14 protein-coding genes and 2 pseudogenes are annotated in these 18,272 nt (G+C 52.0%); 7 read left to right on the top strand and 9 right to left on the bottom strand.

Going from position 1 to position 18,272, the window contains the following annotated elements; all coding sequences use genetic code 11:
- Positions 1–18 precede the first annotated feature (18 nt).
- The 3 genes and pseudogenes from C1N64_RS05810 to C1N64_RS05800 all read right to left on the bottom strand — a co-directional run bounded on the left by C1N64_RS05810 (position 19) and on the right by C1N64_RS05800 (position 2,700).
- The gene (locus C1N64_RS05810; RefSeq protein ID WP_172913100.1) at positions 19–726 is read right to left on the bottom strand and encodes a GNAT family N-acetyltransferase; all 708 of its coding nucleotides are present in this window, start codon (positions 724–726) and stop codon (positions 19–21) included.
- Between the two features lie 152 nt (positions 727–878).
- The gene (locus C1N64_RS05805) at positions 879–1,403 is read right to left on the bottom strand and encodes an RcnB family protein (protein ID WP_172913099.1); all 525 of its coding nucleotides are present in this window, start codon (positions 1,401–1,403) and stop codon (positions 879–881) included.
- A 131-nt stretch (positions 1,404–1,534) separates the two neighbouring features.
- Positions 1,535–2,700 (bottom strand): annotated as a pseudogene (locus tag C1N64_RS05800) (serine hydrolase domain-containing protein).
- Positions 2,701–3,082: 382 nt separating this feature from the next.
- Between C1N64_RS05800 and C1N64_RS05795 the strand changes: the two are divergent.
- Positions 3,083–3,751, top strand: a complete 669-nt coding sequence (locus C1N64_RS05795) for a YecA/YgfB family protein (RefSeq protein WP_039338808.1) — start codon at positions 3,083–3,085, stop codon at positions 3,749–3,751.
- A 50-nt stretch (positions 3,752–3,801) separates the two neighbouring features.
- Here the strand turns inward: C1N64_RS05795 and C1N64_RS05790 are convergent, their stop codons facing one another.
- The 4 genes from C1N64_RS05790 to C1N64_RS05775 form a co-directional block, all read right to left on the bottom strand.
- A complete protein-coding gene (locus C1N64_RS05790) occupies positions 3,802–4,542 on the bottom strand; it encodes a FadR/GntR family transcriptional regulator (RefSeq protein WP_033740167.1) in 741 nt (246 codons plus the stop codon).
- Positions 4,543–4,644: 102 nt separating this feature from the next.
- Positions 4,645–6,042, bottom strand: a complete 1,398-nt coding sequence (locus tag C1N64_RS05785) for an MFS transporter (protein WP_367143336.1) — start codon at positions 6,040–6,042, stop codon at positions 4,645–4,647.
- A gap of 141 nt (positions 6,043–6,183) precedes the next feature.
- Positions 6,184–7,212, bottom strand: a complete 1,029-nt coding sequence (idnD, locus tag C1N64_RS05780; RefSeq protein ID WP_033740164.1) for an L-idonate 5-dehydrogenase — start codon at positions 7,210–7,212, stop codon at positions 6,184–6,186.
- A 42-nt stretch (positions 7,213–7,254) separates the two neighbouring features.
- Positions 7,255–8,022 (bottom strand): SDR family oxidoreductase, encoded by a 768-nt coding sequence (locus C1N64_RS05775; RefSeq protein WP_039338810.1) that lies wholly within the window; start codon positions 8,020–8,022, stop codon positions 7,255–7,257.
- Positions 8,023–8,347: 325 nt separating this feature from the next.
- On the opposite strand from C1N64_RS05775, the gene C1N64_RS05770 reads away from it, so the two are divergent.
- Complete coding sequence (locus C1N64_RS05770; protein ID WP_033740161.1) at positions 8,348–9,601, top strand: enolase C-terminal domain-like protein; 1,254 nt, start codon at positions 8,348–8,350, stop codon at positions 9,599–9,601.
- Positions 9,602–9,736: 135 nt separating this feature from the next.
- Here C1N64_RS05770 and C1N64_RS05765 read toward each other — a convergent pair whose 3' ends face one another.
- Together C1N64_RS05765 and C1N64_RS05760 are read right to left on the bottom strand one after the other, a co-directional pair.
- Entirely contained in the window at positions 9,737–11,074 is a 1,338-nt protein-coding gene (locus C1N64_RS05765) for an ABC transporter ATP-binding protein (RefSeq protein ID WP_164482913.1), read from the bottom strand.
- A 10-nt stretch (positions 11,075–11,084) separates the two neighbouring features.
- Entirely contained in the window at positions 11,085–12,821 is a 1,737-nt protein-coding gene (locus C1N64_RS05760; RefSeq protein ID WP_054688189.1) for an ABC transporter permease, read from the bottom strand.
- A gap of 501 nt (positions 12,822–13,322) precedes the next feature.
- On the opposite strand from C1N64_RS05760, the pseudogene C1N64_RS05755 reads away from it, so the two are divergent.
- The 5 genes and pseudogenes from C1N64_RS05755 to kduD all read left to right on the top strand — a co-directional run bounded on the left by C1N64_RS05755 (position 13,323) and on the right by kduD (position 18,078).
- Positions 13,323–14,280, top strand: a pseudogene (locus C1N64_RS05755) (hypothetical protein).
- 9 nt (positions 14,281–14,289) lie between these two features.
- Positions 14,290–14,886 carry a hypothetical protein gene (locus tag C1N64_RS05750; RefSeq protein WP_039338813.1) on the top strand — a complete coding sequence of 199 codons (597 nt, stop codon included), beginning with the start codon at positions 14,290–14,292 and terminating at the stop codon, positions 14,884–14,886.
- Positions 14,887–15,355: 469 nt separating this feature from the next.
- Complete coding sequence (locus C1N64_RS05745; RefSeq protein WP_367143339.1) at positions 15,356–15,946, top strand: hypothetical protein; 591 nt, start codon at positions 15,356–15,358, stop codon at positions 15,944–15,946.
- 479 nt (positions 15,947–16,425) lie between these two features.
- A complete protein-coding gene (gene kduI, locus C1N64_RS05740) occupies positions 16,426–17,262 on the top strand; it encodes a 5-dehydro-4-deoxy-D-glucuronate isomerase (protein WP_054688191.1) in 837 nt (278 codons plus the stop codon).
- Positions 17,263–17,316: 54 nt separating this feature from the next.
- Positions 17,317–18,078: a 2-dehydro-3-deoxy-D-gluconate 5-dehydrogenase KduD gene (gene kduD / locus C1N64_RS05735; RefSeq protein WP_039338815.1), complete on the top strand. Its 762-nt coding sequence runs from the start codon at positions 17,317–17,319 to the stop codon at positions 18,076–18,078.
- Positions 18,079–18,272 lie beyond the last annotated feature (194 nt).

Genomic DNA, 18,272 nt, shown 5'->3' with positions numbered 1-18,272 from the left:
ACCAGGCAGGGGCAGATCTCAGCCCCGAAGCGTTTCCAACTTTTCTCGTTGCTGGCCTTCACGGGTGAAGTTGGTCTCTGCCAGCCAGCGTTCAAAACCCGCTTTCACCTGCGGCCATTCGCTGTCAATGATCGAAAACCAACTGGTATCGCGCGTGCGACCTTTATAGATGCGGGCCTGGCGAAAATCCCCTTCAAACTGGAACCCCAGACGTAACGCGGCCCGGCGAGAAGGCAGATTGCAGCTGTCGCATTTCCATTCATAACGTCGGTAGCCAAGCTGTTCAAAGGCGTAACGCATTAGCAGAAAATGTGCCTCTGTCGCCATTCTTGTCTGCCGAAGTAAGCGGGAGAAGGTGACGAATCCCACCTCCATCACACCATTCGCCGCGTCAATACGCATCAGCGATAGCGTCCCCACAGCCCTGTCGGTTTTTCGATCAACCACACTGAAATGCAGCGGATCCCGACTCGCCTCCAAGGTTCTGGCATGAGCTAACCATGCGGCCTCATCATCAAAAGGGCCATCTGAAAGGTAAGTCCAGTCACGACCATCTTCCGCCAGTGACCAGGCCTGCCAGAGTGCCGCCCCATGCGCAGCGACGCTAAAGGGTTCAAGCCGACAGACCTGTCCCTGAAAAATCTCGCGTTGTGGTAAAGGGCGTGACTGCCAGTCGGGCATTGATTGCCCTACCGGTTGACCATACTGATTGAGGTGCTGTGCCATCGTGCCTCCTGCGTTTCGGTTAATCAAAACACGTTGCCACGTTACGCAGAGGTTGAGAAGTCTTACTCTGATAAAACCAAAAAAAACGGCCCCGTGACGAGGCCGTTATTTCACATTCTCCGGTTGCGTCGTGCCGACGTCCGGCGACGGGGTTATCCGCGGAAGAAGATATCGCCTGATTTACCCATGACGATCTTACCGGTGTCATCGGTAATCAGGATGTAATTGGCATTGATATAAGCCCAGTGCGTACCGGGCTGAGGCGCAGGCAGGTTACGTTTCTGCCACTCCGTGATGGTATAGGTCTTGCTGCGGTATTTATCTGGCACGGTATCACCGATTTTATGCTCTTTGTAATCGATGATGATGGTGCTGAGATCGTAGTTCGGCTTACCGGGATTACCCTCCGCATGCGATGGCGTGGTTGGCGTAATACCGTCGTTAGAGTCAGAACTCGCAGGTGCCTGGGACTGAACGGGTGCCGTTTCGGGTTGAGCCGCATTACTGCCTGGCTGTACGTTCGACTCGCCAGACGGGCTGGCAGGCGCAGCAGGTTGAACCTGCGGCGGCGGCGGCACGTTGTCGGTGGTTTCGCCTGCGGCCTGAACAGTAGGGATAAGGCTCAGCGAGCCGAACAGTAAACCCGCTGAAATTAAAGCAATTTGAGTCCTGCGCATAATAATTTCCACATTGAATTGATTTTAATAACAGTAGACCACTCTGAAGACAATCTGAACAGGATTACCGTTCCATCACTCATAAAGGTAAGTGTAAGGAATCGCAACGTATTCCGGCTCCTGCTTACACCTTACCTGTCTTTTTCTGCCAGGTTAAGCAGCAATGTGATACCCAGGTAGTTACTCCAGTTAAACGCGTTTTGCAGCACCACAATCGCATTGCCAGCTTCTCTGTCAAAACCGATAAATGCCGAATAACCACCAATATAGCCTACCTGATAAGTGATGTTTCGTCCTTCCAGCCGGTCCGTTACCCAGGCGATGTTCTGCGTCTGGTTGCCCTGTTGGTATACGCGTTTATTCACCCCGGCGAACGCGCGGTTGATTTCAGGATACGGACCGGGCGTCAAATGTGCCCGCAGATAGACGCTGAGATCGCGGGCATTGCTGTACAGACTGCCTGCAGCCATCATATTACGTCTGAAGCGCCAGTCCGACGTAATATCGCCGCGCGGAATAAACTTTGGCTGATCGCCAGCATGGCCCAGCGCCCGCATGGGGAAACCGCTGAGGCGCTCAGGCACAAAACTCGTTTGCGTCATTCCCAGTGGACGAAAGATTCGCTGACGGGCCAGGCTGTCAATATCACTGTGGCATCGGGTGCGTAAGATATAGCCCAACAGCGCATAACCCAGATTTGAATACTGAGGAACGCGGTGACGGGGTGCCCTAAAGTCGGCCAGATAGCTGAGCACCCGGTCATCGTCGAGATTGCCGTAAAAATTCTGCCCCGTGCGAAGATAAGTCATGAACTGCATAAACATCGCCAGGTCCATGTCCTGGCGCGGCAATCCTGACGTGTGCGTCACCAGTTGTAACAGCGTGATACGACGGGCATCCGGGCTCAATGCCACTGTTGCGGGTAGCAGGGTTGCCAGCGTATCTTCCCAGCGCAGTTGCCCCTCATCGACTTGTTGCGTGATCACCTCTGCGGTTACGCCTTTACTCAAGGAGCCCAGCGCAAACAAGGTATCAGGCGTAATCGGATAACGATGGACATCGTCCGTCACGCCGGCGCTGTAGAACAACTTGGGCGCATTTTGTGGATAATGGCAATGCTGATGCCGGAGACCTGTTTGCGCTGCATGTAATGGCGCACCAGGTCATCCAGATTATCGTGGAAGGCGCTGTGAGTCAGATAAATCCTGTCGCCCGTGGGGGCGGACGTTTGCGACAGTGTGCCGCAGGCGGTTAACCCTACCGCACCGATCGTCACTATGCCGAACCGTGTCAACATACCGCAGCATCCGGTCAGCAGGCCGGATAACGTCCGGATGAGCGTCTTTTTTCTGGTCACGTCCTCGCGCCCGTCTTATTGTCGTATCAGGGCGCTGACGAAAAGCTTCATCGCGATCCTGCAAGATGATACCGCTGTGCTTATATCGGCACAGTCAGCTAAATCTTTATCCGGTTGCCAGGCGGCGTTCCGCCTGTCGTTCCCTCTGGCATCAGGCCTTGCGGGGCCGGGAGAGTAACATAGCGACAGAGAGAATGCCTCTGTCGTGTCCCTTATTACGTTGTGCATCTGATGGCGCTGCCATCAGATGCATAAGCGTGTACACTGCGCGCTTTTACACGCAGTCAATTTTCTGCTGAACCAGAAACGCCCGGAGAGAACCATGAAAGAAGGTCCATTAAGCGAGAAAGAGCTGCAGTGGCTTGATGATATGCTGGAAAAATACGGTAGCGAAGCATCTATTCTTGATGTGTCCGAACTGGATGGCCTGCTCACCGCCGTACTGTCAGGCCCGACAACGGTTGAACCCAGCCGCTGGCTGGTTGCGCTCTGGGGCGGCGAAAAGCATATCCCTAAATGGAGCAATGAGCGCGAAATGACGCGCTTTATGGAGCTCTGCTTTCAACATATGAATGATATCGCTGACCGCCTGTCCGAGTTTCCGGAGCAATTTGAGCCGTTGTTTGGCGTGCGTGAAATGGAAGGTCTGGAATTCACCGTGGTGGAAGAGTGGTGCTATGGCTATATGCGCGGCGTAGCGCTGACGGACTGGTCTGCGCTGCCTGCCGAACTGCACGAATCACTGGACGTCATCGCGCTGCATGGCAAGGAAGAAAACCTCGAAAAAGTCGATGCGTTAACGCCGGAAGAGATGGAAAGCAGCATGGATGCCATACGTCCTGCCGCTCTTGCGCTGCACGATTACTGGATTGCGCAGCCTGAGGCGATTCCTCAGGTTCAACAGCCTGTCACGGCAGCAAAGCAGCCTGGTCGCAACGATCCCTGCCCGTGTGGCAGCGGTAAAAAATACAAGCAGTGCTGTCTGCACTAAGCCACCCGGGGCCGGTAACCGGCCCCATTCACTGTTACAGGTACATGACATTAACGCGGCGCGGGAACGGGCTGCGCAGGTGACAGACCTTCGCCGTTCTTAATCCTGTCGATAGCCACCACGTTGTGCTTCATCGCGTCATTCAGCACCTGCACTGCCGAAGACGCATCGCGGTTTTTAATCGCCATAAACACCTTAATATGCGCTTCCACGCTCTCAAGGGTGATACCCAGCGAGCGATTCAGCTCTTCCAGGTAATAGTAGTAAATGTCCTTAATTGACTTCATCACGTTGTAAAACACGCTGTTATGGGAAGCCCGGATAATCGCCAGATGAAATTCATAATCGGCCTCCGAGTATTTCTTGTAATCCCCTTTGTTGATGAGCATGTTATTCAGGGCCTGCTCAAGCAGGGTAATGTCGTCTTCCGTCGCGTGTTCAACTGCCAGCTCGACACATTTAAACTCGACGGTCTGACGAAACACCATCATGTCATTAAACGCTTCCCGACTCAGGTGCATCAGCGGTCTGGCACTGCTGTTCAGCATCTGCGGAGTGAAATCTTCGCACACATAGCTGCCGCTGCCCTGACGGGTGATGATAATGCCAAGATCACGCAACCGCTGCACCGCACTGCGCACACTCACCCGGCTGACATTGAAAGAGTGTGTCAGCTCCGCTTCAGAAGGCAAGCGAGCGCCCGCGGGCCAGCTACCGTCCAGTAGCCGGGCCTTGATTTGCTCGAACACTTCGTTAACAACGTTCTGTTTCTGAATGGATTTTATGCTCACAACACCTTCTCATATGATGTCCTACATGATGCCATTCTATCTCATCCTTTCAGACAAAGTCCTGTGTTGACACTGTAAAGCACGCCGTTCGAAAACAGGTCATTATTCGCCGCGACGCGGGCTGAGCGTGGACACCCTGTGCTGACTGATGGCAGACTGTGCCTCCACCGCATCGGCTTCTGCGGTCAGATCGCGATCGGCCACCTCAGGCATGATCAGTGACGCCAGCAGACCGATGCAGGAATAACAGATTAACATCACCGCAATCGGGTGCCAGGAGCCGGTAAGTTGACAAAATATCCCCGCCAGCAGAGGACCTAATCCGGTGGCAAACAACCCGCCAATTTCTTTTGAAATCGCCATTTGTGCGAAGCGGTTTCGCGAACCAAACATCTCTGCCATGGTGATCCCTTCAATAGCGGCCTGGCCCAGCACCGCGATGTTATGAATCACGATCAGGCACACCATAATGGTGCTGACAGCCTGGGACTTGTCGACGATCAGTGAAATCATCGGGTAGGCCAGGAGGATCGAGCCGACGGTCAGTATGCGATAGGGAATGCGCCGCCCGACCCTGTCTGAGAGCCAGCCGAGCAGGGGAATCGTCAGAAAACCAATCACGGAACTGACCATGATGGCATCGGTGGGAATCGCTTTATTAAATAACAGCGTTTGCACCATATAGCCTGCCAGGAAGGTCTGAATAATCCCCGAATTTCCGGCCTGGCCAAACCGCAGGCCGGTTGCTATCCAGAACGCTTTCCCCTGAATTAACTGAAAAATGGACTGACTTTCCTTCGACCGGAGCGTAACGGTTGCGGATGCTGCCACATTTTCAAACACCGGGCTTTCTTTCAAATTAAAGCGCAGCCAGAGCGCAAACCCCATCACAACAAAACTGGCCAGAAAAGGAATACGCCATGCCCAGGCGACGACCTCTTCGTTAGTGAAAAACAAGAACATGACGGCCCAGATAGCGGTGGCACTCAAGGTGCCGCAGTTAGTGCCCATGGCAACCAGGGAAGCGATAAGGCCTTTTTTCCCTTTGGGCGCATATTCCGCCAGCATCGTACTGGCCCCGGCGATTTCTGCCCCCGCCCCTAATCCCTGTATTACGCGCAACGCGACCAGCAATAAAGGCGCCAGGATACCGACCTGCTGATAGGTCGGTAACACACCAATTAATGTGGTGCATATGCCCATTAATGCGATGGTCATAAACAGCACTTTTTTTCGGCCCACGCGGTCGCCCATTTTGCCAAAAAAGACGGCGCCCACAATACGCGCGATATAACCTGCGCCGTAGGTGCCCATAGCCAGAATTAACGCCATTGCGCCTGATTGCCCGGGAAAAAAGACTTCATGAAAAACCAGAGCCGCACCGAGGGAATATAACTGGAAATCCATAAACTCCAGCGTGGTACCCAACCATCCTGAAACAGAGGCCCTGACAAGATCAGACGTATTACGTTCTTTTGTACGCGTATGTGAATGACTCATGTTTTACCCCGAGGCCAACCCGGCGTTGACAGGTGAATAAAAGACAGGCGAGCGCAGTCCACGCGAGACGTGAGAGCATTTCACTCGCCCTGATCATTAAAGTTATTTGCACGCTGAATAACAGCGCTGTTGTGAATGAACTTAAAAGACGACTAACACTTTTGAATGCTGCGTTTTATCACTGGCGGCCTGCAAAGCCACTTCAATATCCTGATGCGCATACTGACCGGACAGAATCGGTCGCGGATCGATAATGCCTTTTTCCAGCCATTTCACTGCAACCGCAAATTCATCAATAAAACGAAAGGAACCTTTCCAGCTAATTTCTTTTACCAGCATCTGCGCGACGGGAAAATGAAGCGGGCTTTTTCCCATGCCAATTTGAACCACCGTGCCACCTGGCCGCGTCGCCAGGATACTGGTGCTGATGGCTGCCTCTGCCCCGCTGGCCTCCAGTGTGACGTCAAAGTAGCCCCGGTGTTCACAATAGCGGGCCATGGCCGCCGTATCGGCCGCGTCCACGGCGACATCGGCACCCATTTCACACGCAATACGACGACACCGCTCGCTGAGATCACAGGCCACAATTTCCGCTGCGCCCGATGCTTTTGCTGCGGCAATGGCTAACGCGCCTATGGGGCCTGCGCCCATTACCAGCACCTTTTTGCCCACGATACTGCCTGCCACATTAAGCGCGTGAATGACGACCGCGGTGGGTTCGGCAACCGCCATCACGCTGGCCGGAACCTGCTCGTCGTAGGGCACACACTGCTGCGCGGACACCACGACATACTGTGCAAACCCGCCTTCCACATGCGGCGTGAACTGCGCACTACCCATGAAGCGCATGGTTGGGCAGGCATTTTGTTTCCCGGCCTGACAATATTCACATCGCCCGCAGGGCTGCGACGGGTTAACCGCCACTTTCTGTCCGGGTTTGAGGGCAGAAGATTCCGGCGCATGATAAATCCGCCCCACAAATTCGTGTCCGATAATAAAAGGATGCTGAATGACGGATAACCCGGCCCGCCCTTCGTGATAATAATGAATATCGGATCCGCAAATGCCGCCGCACTCCACTTTTATCACGACGTCATCCTCTGCGTAATGCAGCTCGCGCTCTTCTACCACAATGTCTTTTTTACCCTTTGCCACGCAGGCCTGGGTCATTAAGCTATGCACGATGGGTTCCCCTTTGCAGGTCAATAAGGCTCACAACACGGCCAGCCAGCCGCCATCAACGTAAATCATCTGCCCGTTGATATAATCTGACGCGCGCGAAGCGAGGAAAACGGCGGTGCCGGCTACTTCGTCTGGCCGGCCCCAACGTTGAGAGGGATTGCTGCTTTTCACCCAGCTATCAAACCGGGCGTCGTCCACCAGCGCACGGTTCATGTCGGTTAAGATATAACCCGGCCCAATCGCGTTGGTCTGGATATTAAACTGCGCCCATTCGGCCGCCATTGAGCAGGTCAACATCTTGATTCCGCCCTTGGCCGCCGTATAAGGCGCAACCGTCGGACGCGCGGCCTGACTGGTTAACGAACCGACATTGATGATTTTTCCGCCCTGGTGACGGGCGATCATGCGCTTTGCCGCCGCGCGTGAAACCAGGAAGGCGCTGGTCAGGTTGGTATCAATGACTTTTTGCCACTGTTCAAGCGCCAGTTCCAGCATCGGTTTACGGTACTGAATGCCGGCATTATTGATAAGGATATCCACCGCAATCGCCTGCTCATCCAGCGCGGCAAATGCCTGTTCAATTTCGCCTTCATCTGTCACATCGAATACCCGCCCCGTGGCGTGATAGCCTTTCGCCACGAGTTGTTCAACCGCCTCATCCAGCCCCGCTTTACGCGTGCCGTTCAAAATCACCTGTGCCCCGGCCGCCGCCAGGGCTTCAGCATAGGCATAACCCAGCCCACGAGATGAACCGGTGATTAATGCCGTTTTCCCGGTCAGATCGAACAGTGCAGTCATATTCCACCCTTAAATATGTATGACAACTATCTTATTAAGGTGAATTTACGCGCAGATTAAATCAATACGAAATGATGCGTTATGAGGCGTCTATCACAAAGCCCTCACCCTGAAATTGATTAGGATGCTGTATTTTAAGAAAATAAATCTTAACTACGTGCATAAAGTTCAGTCATTAGATCCCCATCACAGAATCGGAAGCTAATAAGGGCAACGACCCGGCTTTGTGATAAAACAGTCATGTTGTATGACAACATACCTGTTAGCCATGAGCAGCAACGAGCACGACGGTGGCGGTAAGTGGCCTGATAAAAGAGGAGCGATTGTGAGTAATCTGTCCATCACGAATGTTAAAACCATTCTGACTGCGCCCGGCGGCATCGATCTGGTCGTGGTTAAAATCGAAACCAACGAGCCGGGTCTGTATGGCCTGGGCTGCGCCACCTTTACCCAACGCATCTATGCGGTACAAAGCGCCATTGATGATTACCTGGCGCCTTTTCTGACGGGCAAGGATCCGGCAAGAATCGAAGATATCTGGCAGTCTGCCGCCGTCAGTGGCTACTGGCGCAATGGTCCGGTCATGAATAACGCCCTGTCCGGTGTCGATATGGCGCTGTGGGACATTAAAGGCAAACTGGCCGGATTGCCGGTTTATGAGCTGCTGGGCGGCAAGTGTCGCGATGGTATTGCGCTCTATGTGCACACCGATGGCGCAGACGAAGTCGAAGTGGAAGACAGTGCCCGCGCCAAAATGGAGGAAGGTTATCAGTATATCCGCTGCCAGATGGGCATGTATGGCGGTGCCGGTACTGACGATCTCAGACTCATCGCGAACCGCATGGTCAAAGCGAAAAATATCCAGCCTAAGCGTTCACCGCGCAGCAAAACAGCAGGCATGTACTTTGATCCGGAAGCCTATGCGAAAAGCATTCCACGCCTGTTTGATCATCTGCGCAACAAGCTGGGTTTTGGCGTAGAGCTTCTGCACGATGCGCATGAGCGCATTACACCGATTAACGCCATTCATATGGCTAAAGCCCTGGAGCCGTACCAGCTGTTTTTCCTGGAAGATCCGGTTGCGCCAGAGAACACGGAGTGGCTGAAGATGCTGCGCCAGCAGTCCTCTACGCCCATCTCAATGGGCGAGCTGTTCGTGAATGTGAACGAATGGAAGCCGCTGATCGACAATAAGCTGATTGACTATATTCGCTGCCATATCAGTTCCATTGGCGGAATTACGCCGGCGAAGAAAATTGCTGTTTACAGTGAATTAAACGGTGTCCGCACGGCCTGGCACAGCCCCGGCGATATTTCACCGGTCGGCGTGTGTGCGAATATGCATCTGGACCTGAGCTCACCAAATTTTGGCGTTCAGGAATACACGCCGATGAACGATGCCCTGCGTGAAGTGTTTCCCGGCTGCCCGGACGTCGAGCAAGGCTATGCGTACGTTAATGACAGGCCGGGATTGGGTATCGACATTAATGAAACGCTGGCGGCGAAATTCCCCTGCGAAGGCGGTAACCCCACCTGGACGATGGCCCGTACGCCCGATGGCACGGTCTGGCGTCCCTGAATCCGTTAACGGGAAGCAAAGGCGCAACAGGGTGCCTTTGCTTTATTCTTCCCGGTCCTGTAAACGAAACGTACTCGCGTTCAGACCAGGGACCGGGTCAGTGACCCTGAGTCGCTACCGGTTCATCCACCCCAATCAGAATTCGACGTCTTCCAGGCTAAAGTACTCGGTCTGGTCGTTATAAGAGAAGATCTCCGCATAACGGCCCCAGTTAATCACACTATCCAGCGTCTCTTTAGCCGCACTGTCGGAAAGCGAATCTTCCAGTTCCTGTTCAAAACGCACGCGCGGTGCACGATGTCCCGGACGCTCATCCAGTACCGTTTTGATCAGGGCGGCCAGCGGCACGTAACGCAGCAGATGATCGGCAAACATCACCTTACGCTGCTGCGTGTCTGACTCGGCAAACACCCGGGCGGGCGGCGTCAGGAAGATGTCCCCTTCCCGCACGTCCGCAAAGCCCAGCGACTGAAGCACTTCGGCTATCGGGAACAGTTCATCGACTTCCAGATGCAGCGAACGGGCCACCTCTGGCATGTCGGCGCGGCCGTGGTACGGTGCTGCTGCCAGGGTTTCGATCAACCCGGCCATCAGGTTGGTTGACACATGCGGCAGCCGCGTTCCCAGTCTGAGGCTCTTTTTCACATTATCGCTGGTAGGCCGTGCGGTCATTTGGGTATAAACATCATCGACCAGCCGACGAAAAGCCGGATCCAACCGGTTACGCGGATGGCCAAAGGGCACTTTGATTTCTGCCACTACGCGCCCGGGGTTAGAGGACAGCACCAGAATGCGGTCACACATAAAGACGGCTTCTTCGATATTGTGGGTGACGATAAGCACCGATTTCATCGGCATCTGTCCCTCATTCCACAGATCGAGTAAATCGGTACGCAGCGTTTCGGCGGTTAACACATCCAGCGCGGAAAACGGCTCATCCATTAACAATAAGGTGGGATCGACGACCAGAGCGCGTGCAAAGCCCACACGCTGACGCATGCCGCCCGATAATTCACGCGGATAGGCGTTTTCGAAACCGTCCAGGCCGATAAGGTCAATGGCCGCCAGCGCACGCTTTCTGCGTTCCGCTTTTTCCACGCCCAGCGCTTCAAGCCCGGCTTCTACGTTCTGTAGCACCGTTAACCAGGGAAACAGCGCAAAGGTCTGGAACACCATCGCCACGCCTTTGGCGGGGCCGTTCAGCGGTGCGCCCAGGTAGTCAACGGAACCCGAGCCGGGCGTAATCAGACCAGAAATAATGCGCAGCAGTGTCGATTTTCCCGAACCAGAGCGGCCCAGCAGCCCCACTATCTCGCCTTCATGCAGAGTCAGATTGACGTCATCCAGAATCAGCACTTCACCGTGCGCTTTATCGTAACCGTGCTTAATGTCTTTTACCGTCAGGACCGCCTGGCGACCGTCCGTTTTTTTGGTCGACACGTCTGCATGGTGTGTGGGTTGATTGTTTAACATCTCGGGTCCCTTAATTAGCACGGAATTTTGATTCAGCGTAGACGTACAGCGGCCGCCACAGCAGACGGTTGAACAAGGTGACAAACAACGACATCACGGCGATACCAAGAATAATCCTCGGGAAGTCCCCAGCGGCCGTGGTTTGCGCGATATACGCCCCCAGGCCGTGGGCGGTGACCTGCGTATTTCCCCATTGTACAAATTCGGACACGATGCTGGCGTTCCAGGCTCCGCCGGAAGCGGTAATGGCACCGGTAATGTAGTAGGGGAAAATGCCGGGCAGCATCACCTGACGCCACCACTGCCAGCCGCGAATATGAAAGTTTGCGGCAGCCTCTTTGTAATCATTGGGAAAGGCGGTGGTGCCCGCCACGACGTTAAACAGGATGTACCACTGCGTACCAAGCACAATAAGCGGAGACAGCCAGATATCCGGATTCAGCCTGAAGTGCACAATCATAATGACGAACACCGGAAACATCAGGTTGGCCGGGAACGCCGCCAGGAACTGGGCAACCGGCTGAATTTTTCCGGCCAGTGCAGGACGCAGGCCAATCATCACGCCCAGCGGCACCCAAATCAGCGATGAAATCAGAATCAACACGGTGACGCGCAGAAGTGTAATCAGCCCCAGGCCGAAGACATGTTTCACGTCCGCCAGCGTGACACCGATTTGCACATAGGTAATAACCCGCCAGACCACATACAGGGTCAGTAAAATGACGAAGGCGCCCCAGATAAAGTCACCCAGACGCGAGCGGGATTCCGTGCTGCTTTCGGCCCGGACCGACCTGGAGGCAGGCCAGCGCCACGAGATACGCGCCAGCGCAGACAGCAGCAGGCGCAGCGGCGTAAAGATCTGGTGAATCAGGCGCGTACGGCGCATCAGATCACGCACCCATGAGGTCGGCGCACTCCCCGAACGTGTGTTTTCCATGCGGAACTTATCCGCCCAGGCCACCAGCGGCCTGAACAACAGCTGATCATAAGCCAGAATCACGATCACCATGGTAAGCAGCACCCAGCCCACCGCATGGATATCTTTATGCAGAATCGCCTGTGCCAGATAGCCGCCCACGCCGGGTAAGGTAAAGGTGTTGTTACCCACCGTGATCGCCTCTGAGGCGACAATAAAGAACCAGCCCCCCGACATCGACATCATCATATTCCACACCAGTCCCGGCACGGCGAAAGGCGCATCCAGCTTCCAGAAACGTTGCCAGCCGGTCAGATGAAAGCCACGTGAGACTTCCACCAAATCGGCCGGTACGGTACGTAGCGACTGGTAAAAGCTAAAGGTCATGTTCCAGGCCTGACTGGTAAACAGGGCAAATATCGCCGCCAGTTCTACGCCCAGCACCTGCCCGGGAAACAGGGCAATAAAAAAGGTCACGGTAAAAGAGATATAACCCAGCACCGGCACGGACTGCAGGATATCCAGAATGGGCACTAACACCTTTTCTGCCCGGCGACTTTTGGCCGCCAGCGTGCCGTAGATCAGGCTGAACACCAGTGAAGCCAGCATCGCTACCAACATACGCAGCGTGGTGCGCATGGCATATTCCGGCAGATTAGTCGGATCAAGGGAGATGGCCTGGGTTTTCAGGCTGTCAATCGGCATCAGCGTTTGATGAAAGCCCACCGCCACCATTGCAATCAGGCAAATAATCAGGGGAAATGCCACGGCATCCCAGACGTTTGGCAGCAACCGTCTGTTAGCCGCCAGCATGGTGAATCGGAAGTTCATGAGCCCTCTCTTCTTTTCATCACGGAGCGACTGAAGTATTTCAGGTGAGGGATTATCAGTCAGGATTATTAAACGTATGCTCACCTGATAGCGGGGTTTTTATTAATTTTTTATGAAAGCCCAGTCCCGGTTTTTGCTGGCACGCGCAATGCTGCCCTTTTCTTAATACAAACAGACTGAATGATGTGGCAAAGGCCCCAACAATGTACGCCCACGCCTTACACGACAAAGGCATCCTGCGCGCGTAAAACCCACGACATAATCACAGTTTGCTCAGATTTTTGATGCCAGTGGTTGCTGAGACTGAGGGTTTAAAATATAAACCTGTTTAATATTTTTTGTACAGGCGCATGCGACAGGTTCTGGCAGCAAGCCATCTCTGTCTTGATAATCCATTTACTTAACGAATCGATTATTAAAACTGTTCTTAATCTCTCACCTTCCGCTGTGCTTTACTCTTTAGCGACACTAACCAGCCTTTCATTATCAGGGAGTGATCGAATGGCCTTACCACAACCGTATTCAAATTCTCTTCCGGATTACAGCCTGGGCCGACGGATGGGGCTGGTGTCAGCTGATGACATTGATTTTAACGCACTGGCGAATCGTCTGGATTGCATGCGGGACTTTAGCCAGGTCGGTATCATCTATTCTGACGGCCCACAGCAATGGCTGGTCCGGCCTTCGCGTTATGACGCGCAAGCCAGCAAAAGTCGTGTTAGCCATGTAGTAATAACGAAGGTCAATGCTATAAATCCTCAGGTTGCCATTAAGGCGCTGACGGAAACACTTAGTAAGCCTTCGCTGGCTGGCGAGATGATATCGACAATATTTTCATGTGGTGCTTAATTATTACGGGATTTCTTGCGATAGATTATGCCGTTGCCGTACCTTTGACAGCAGGAGCATCGGGTATTGTAGCAGGCATGATTATCGCAGGGGGTTTAGCGACAGGTATGCAGTGCGCCATCGGTAGCGCGCGATTATATGCTATCTACGAAGGTCAGGAAGACTATGTCGCGTGGATTGATTCACAGTCATGGTATGTTGCAACAACGACCGCGCTGGATGTTATATCGCTTGCCGGAGCGGGTGCCGGTCTAAAAAGCGCGATCGAAACGTATAAGGTGATGAAAGCGCCCTCTTCTGCAAAGGCCATCGACTGGCTTAAAACGTTAAGTCGCGCTGAGCGAAAAAAATTACAGAGGAAATCATCCGCGCGCAAAACCCCGGTATTTCAAATGGCGGTATCAGGGCAGCCATGAAAGCAGGTGTGTACCCTAAACGTTATCCGGCCGAGGCTGTACAAAAATCTCTTCAGCGTGAATTAACGTCTGCACTGGTGAATTCATCGGCGTTTGCTGGTAGCGCATTGACAGGCACGTTAAAAAATCCACAAAACATTGTCCAGTCCGGGAAGTATATCATCGGCGTCATTCAGTCACTTCCCTCTACATAAGTTGTTAAAATGAAATACATTAATAAAACAATCAAGCTCAGCGAAAAAACGAACAAAGAAATAAATGTTAGTGGCGTTGATGAGCTGGAGCATATTAAAGATGACATGAAAGAAAAAATGGGTATGCCAATCGGATTACACACTTTTGGCGCCCCCTTAGTCATCAGTATGGTGCTGACGTTGATCAGCTTCTCCCTGCCTCAGTTTTCATTGTGGTTATTCATCTATGACCTGATGGGGTGGCAAAAACACGCTGTCTTTATCGGTATAATTGCTGCAGCGTTTATCTATGTCCTGGTCTTGTTTACAACAATGATGCTGGTTTCACGCGGAATATATTTGGCACTAAGAGCTTATATTTCCATCCTGTTTTTGGTATTAATGACTGCTTTAGTGTTTCTCTTTCTCACCATGGTTTCATCAATGAGTGGCAATAATAATTATTCGCTATCTTTTGCAGGTGCATTATTAAGCACTGCGTTAAGTCTGACGGCTCTCAAGTGCCTTAACAGTCAAATGTTTTATAAGTCCTGCGCTTTTATGCTTCATAATCGGGCCTGGCGAAAGCAACTGGAACTAAAAAGGAAAACAACCTCTTTTAAATAGAATAAAAAAGTGGCCTGGTTCGGCTCATAAGGTCGGTACACTACTACAATCGCCGCACTTGATATCATCTGGTTCAGGAGCGGGTTTAAAAAGCGTTGATAAAACGCATAAGGTTCTGAAGGCAACGACGTCTTCTGAAAACCTGATTAACTGGCTTAAAACACCAAGTAGAGCTGAACGCAGACGTATTACTGAGGAAATAATACGGCAACAAAATCCTGGCATCTCAAACAGCGGTATTAAAGCGGCTATAAAAGCAGGGATTTATCCTAAACGATATCCTTCTGATGCCTTGCAAAAATCACTTCAGCGGGAGTTGGCCACAGCGTTTGTTAACAGCTCTGCGTTTATGGGGAGTGCGCTTACAGGTACAATAAGGAACCCTCACACTATCCCGCAGTCCGGGAAGTATTTGACTGGGGTCGTTCAGTCTTTTTCAGTAAATTAATTAGTTAATTAAAGCATGCTAATGCAACTTAAAAGAACGCTTGAACTTAGTAAAATGGTTAATGAAAAAATGTCTACGGATGACGCCGATGAACTCGAACAGCTCAAAGATAACATGAAGGATTTGATGGTCTCGCCTATAGGATGGCATACTATGGGCATCCCATTGCTGATCAGTTTTGTTCTCTCTCTTCTGGCTTTTACTGTTCCTCAAACCTCTATATGGGAAACTGTTTTTTCTCTTATGGCATGGCCTGATAAAGCGTTGTCAGGAGGCGTCATTGTTACTGGTTTTATCTATTGCTTAGTCATGTTCCCCTCATTAACATTAATCGCTCGTGGAAACCATACCGCCCTAAAAACATATATTAACCTCGTATATTTCACATTAGCGGTAGTGGCAATCTATTTCTTAAAAACGCTAATTTCCGCGCTATTCGGCGGTTCTGTTACAACCTTTACTTTAATTTCATCCTGTATCGGCATGGTATTTGTTCTTGTTGCGTTATCGTGCCTTAACAGTCATCTTTTTTTCAAAAGTAATGCGTTTTATTTGCACAACCGCGTCTGGCGAAAGCAACTCAAGCTCAGAAATAAAACGCATTCAAAATAGTCTTTTAAAACCTCAATAAAAACCCGTGGTAACCATGGGTTTTATCATCTTACAGCATTTCCAACAGCGATTATCCAGACGGTTCTGACAAAACTGTCACCTCCACATCGTTTGAATGACGTTTCCTTGTAGAAGATAAAGAAAGTTATTTATTTTATTTAATTGAGCCACTAAATCCTTTCGCACACGCTTTTAACGATAATGCCCATTTTACATCAGACAGAAATTCTCAAGCCTGTTTTATACAACTCATCGCAACATGCCCGTTTTTTTGTAACAGAACTCGTAATTAATGTTGCTCATACAAGCCCGGACACGCATAAAAATCAGACATACCTCACCCTTTAAAATAAAAAATCAAAACAACGTTTCATTTTTAATTGAAAGTCATTGGTGTGCCGAATAGGATGCGTGCAACTGGAATCAATAAGCCATTTATTACGTGTTGCATTTACTATTCTATTTAACGGGAGATAAACGTGGATATCAGACAAAGCATTCACAGCGCGCACGCCAACACGCTGGATACACAAGGCCTTCGCGATGAGTTCTTAATCGAGAAAATCTTTGTCCCGGATGATTACACCCTGACTTACAGTCATATCGATCGCATTATTGTCGGCGGGATTATGCCTGTCACACGGGCTGTCTCGATTAACAATGAGGTGGCGAAGCAACTGGGCGTCAGTGACTTCCTGGAACGCCGTGAACTGGGCATGATTAATATTGGCGGTCCCGGTAAAGTTACCGTGGATGGCAACGACTATGAGATTGGTCATCGCGAGGCGCTGTATATCGGCAAAGGCAGCAAAACGGTCGTGTACGCCAGTCTGGATCCACACCAGCCTGCAAAGTTTTATTTTAACTGCGCGCCAGCCCATAAAACCTTACCCATTCGTAAAGTCACGGCAGCGGATGCGGCCTCGGTCACGCTGGGCGATCCGCTGTCCAGCAATCGCCGAACTATCCATAAGTACCTTGTCCCCGAGGTAGTGGAAACCTGCCAGCTCAGCATGGGACTTACCCAGCTCGAACCCGGCAATCTCTGGAACACCATGCCCTGTCATACCCATGCGCGCCGCATGGAAGTCTACCTCTACTTTGCTATAGCCGATGACGCCTGCGTGTTCCATATGATGGGAGAACCCCAGGAAACGCGTCATATCGTGATCCATAACGAACAGGCGGTGATCTCACCCAGCTGGTCTGTTCACTCAGGTGTGGGGACGCGTGCTTACAGCTTTATCTGGGGCACCGTTGGTGAAAATCAGGTGTTTGATGACATGGACCACGTCGCAGTCAACGATCTGCGCTAACCCATGGCGGCATGATGCAGTAAGCACAAGGCGATACGCCTGAAAGGAATCATTATGATACTGAACACATTTTCTCTACACGGTAACGTCGCGGTGGTCACGGGTTGCAACACCGGCCTGGGCCAGGGAATGGCGATAGGTCTGGCGGAGGCAGGCTGCGACATCGTAGGCATTAACCAGGTTGAGCCCGATGAAACCCAGGCGCGTGTTACCGCACTGGGGCGACGTTTCCTGAGCCTGAAAGCCGACCTGCGCAAGATTGACGCGATCCCTGCCTTGCTGGACAGCGCGGTTGCCCACTTTGGTCGTATCGATATCCTGGTCAACAACGCCGGACTGATTCGCCGTGAGGATGCCATCAACTTCAGTGAACAAGACTGGGATGATGTGATGGACCTGAATATTAAGAGTCTGTTCTTTATGTCTCAGGCCGTGGCCCGACACTTTATCGCACAGGGCAGCGGCGGCAAAATCATCAATATTGCCTCAATGCTGTCGTTTCAGGGTGGGATCCGTGTTCCGTCCTATACAGCATCAAAGAGCGGCGTCATGGGCATCACGCGGTTACTGGCAAACGAGTGGGCCAAATACCGGATTAACGTGAATGCTATCGCACCGGGCTATATGGCTACCGATAACACGCAGCAACTCCGGGCCGATGCGCAGCGTAATGCTGACATTCTGAATCGCATTCCGGCCGGGCGCTGGGGACAGCCGGACGATGTCATGGGGCCAGTGGTGTTTCTCGCCTCGCCAGCATCCGACTATATCAATGGTTATACCCTGGCCGTGGATGGCGGCTGGCTGGCACGTTAACCAGCATACGCTCATCGCCATCTGTGTGGCGGTGTTATTACGCATCACTGATACTCAGCGCGGAAATTATATTCGGGCCCTTGTTACGCGTTATTTAAATGTCACAGATTAAACAACACAGTTTATATCGGTGTTAAATCGTCGCGCGTAAAAACGGGTAAGGTTCGCACCACGTAATAATGGCATCAATAAAA

The organism is Pantoea sp. SGAir0215 (assembly GCF_043543215.1).
Note: the sequence above shows the minus strand (reverse complement) of the source record. Positions and strands in the feature narration are given on the sequence as shown.

Excerpts from the sequence above, each read along its gene's own strand:
- C1N64_RS05810 (WP_172913100.1), bottom strand. The coding sequence starts at position 726 with ATGGCACAGCACCTCAATCAGTATGGTCAACCGGTAGGGCAATCAATG.
- C1N64_RS05805 (WP_172913099.1), bottom strand. The coding sequence starts at position 1,403 with ATGCGCAGGACTCAAATTGCTTTAATTTCAGCGGGTTTACTGTTCGGC.
- C1N64_RS05795 (WP_039338808.1), top strand. The coding sequence starts at position 3,083 with ATGAAAGAAGGTCCATTAAGCGAGAAAGAGCTGCAGTGGCTTGATGAT.
- C1N64_RS05785 (WP_367143336.1), bottom strand. The coding sequence starts at position 6,042 with ATGAGTCATTCACATACGCGTACAAAAGAACGTAATACGTCTGATCTT.
- idnD (WP_033740164.1), bottom strand. The coding sequence starts at position 7,212 with ATGACCCAGGCCTGCGTGGCAAAGGGTAAAAAAGACATTGTGGTAGAA.
- C1N64_RS05775 (WP_039338810.1), bottom strand. The coding sequence starts at position 8,022 with ATGACTGCACTGTTCGATCTGACCGGGAAAACGGCATTAATCACCGGT.
- C1N64_RS05765 (WP_164482913.1), bottom strand. The coding sequence starts at position 11,074 with ATGTTAAACAATCAACCCACACACCATGCAGACGTGTCGACCAAAAAA.
- C1N64_RS05760 (WP_054688189.1), bottom strand. The coding sequence starts at position 12,821 with ATGAACTTCCGATTCACCATGCTGGCGGCTAACAGACGGTTGCTGCCA.
- C1N64_RS05750 (WP_039338813.1), top strand. The coding sequence starts at position 14,290 with ATGAAATACATTAATAAAACAATCAAGCTCAGCGAAAAAACGAACAAA.
- C1N64_RS05745 (WP_367143339.1), top strand. The coding sequence starts at position 15,356 with ATGCAACTTAAAAGAACGCTTGAACTTAGTAAAATGGTTAATGAAAAA.
- kduD (WP_039338815.1), top strand. The coding sequence starts at position 17,317 with ATGATACTGAACACATTTTCTCTACACGGTAACGTCGCGGTGGTCACG.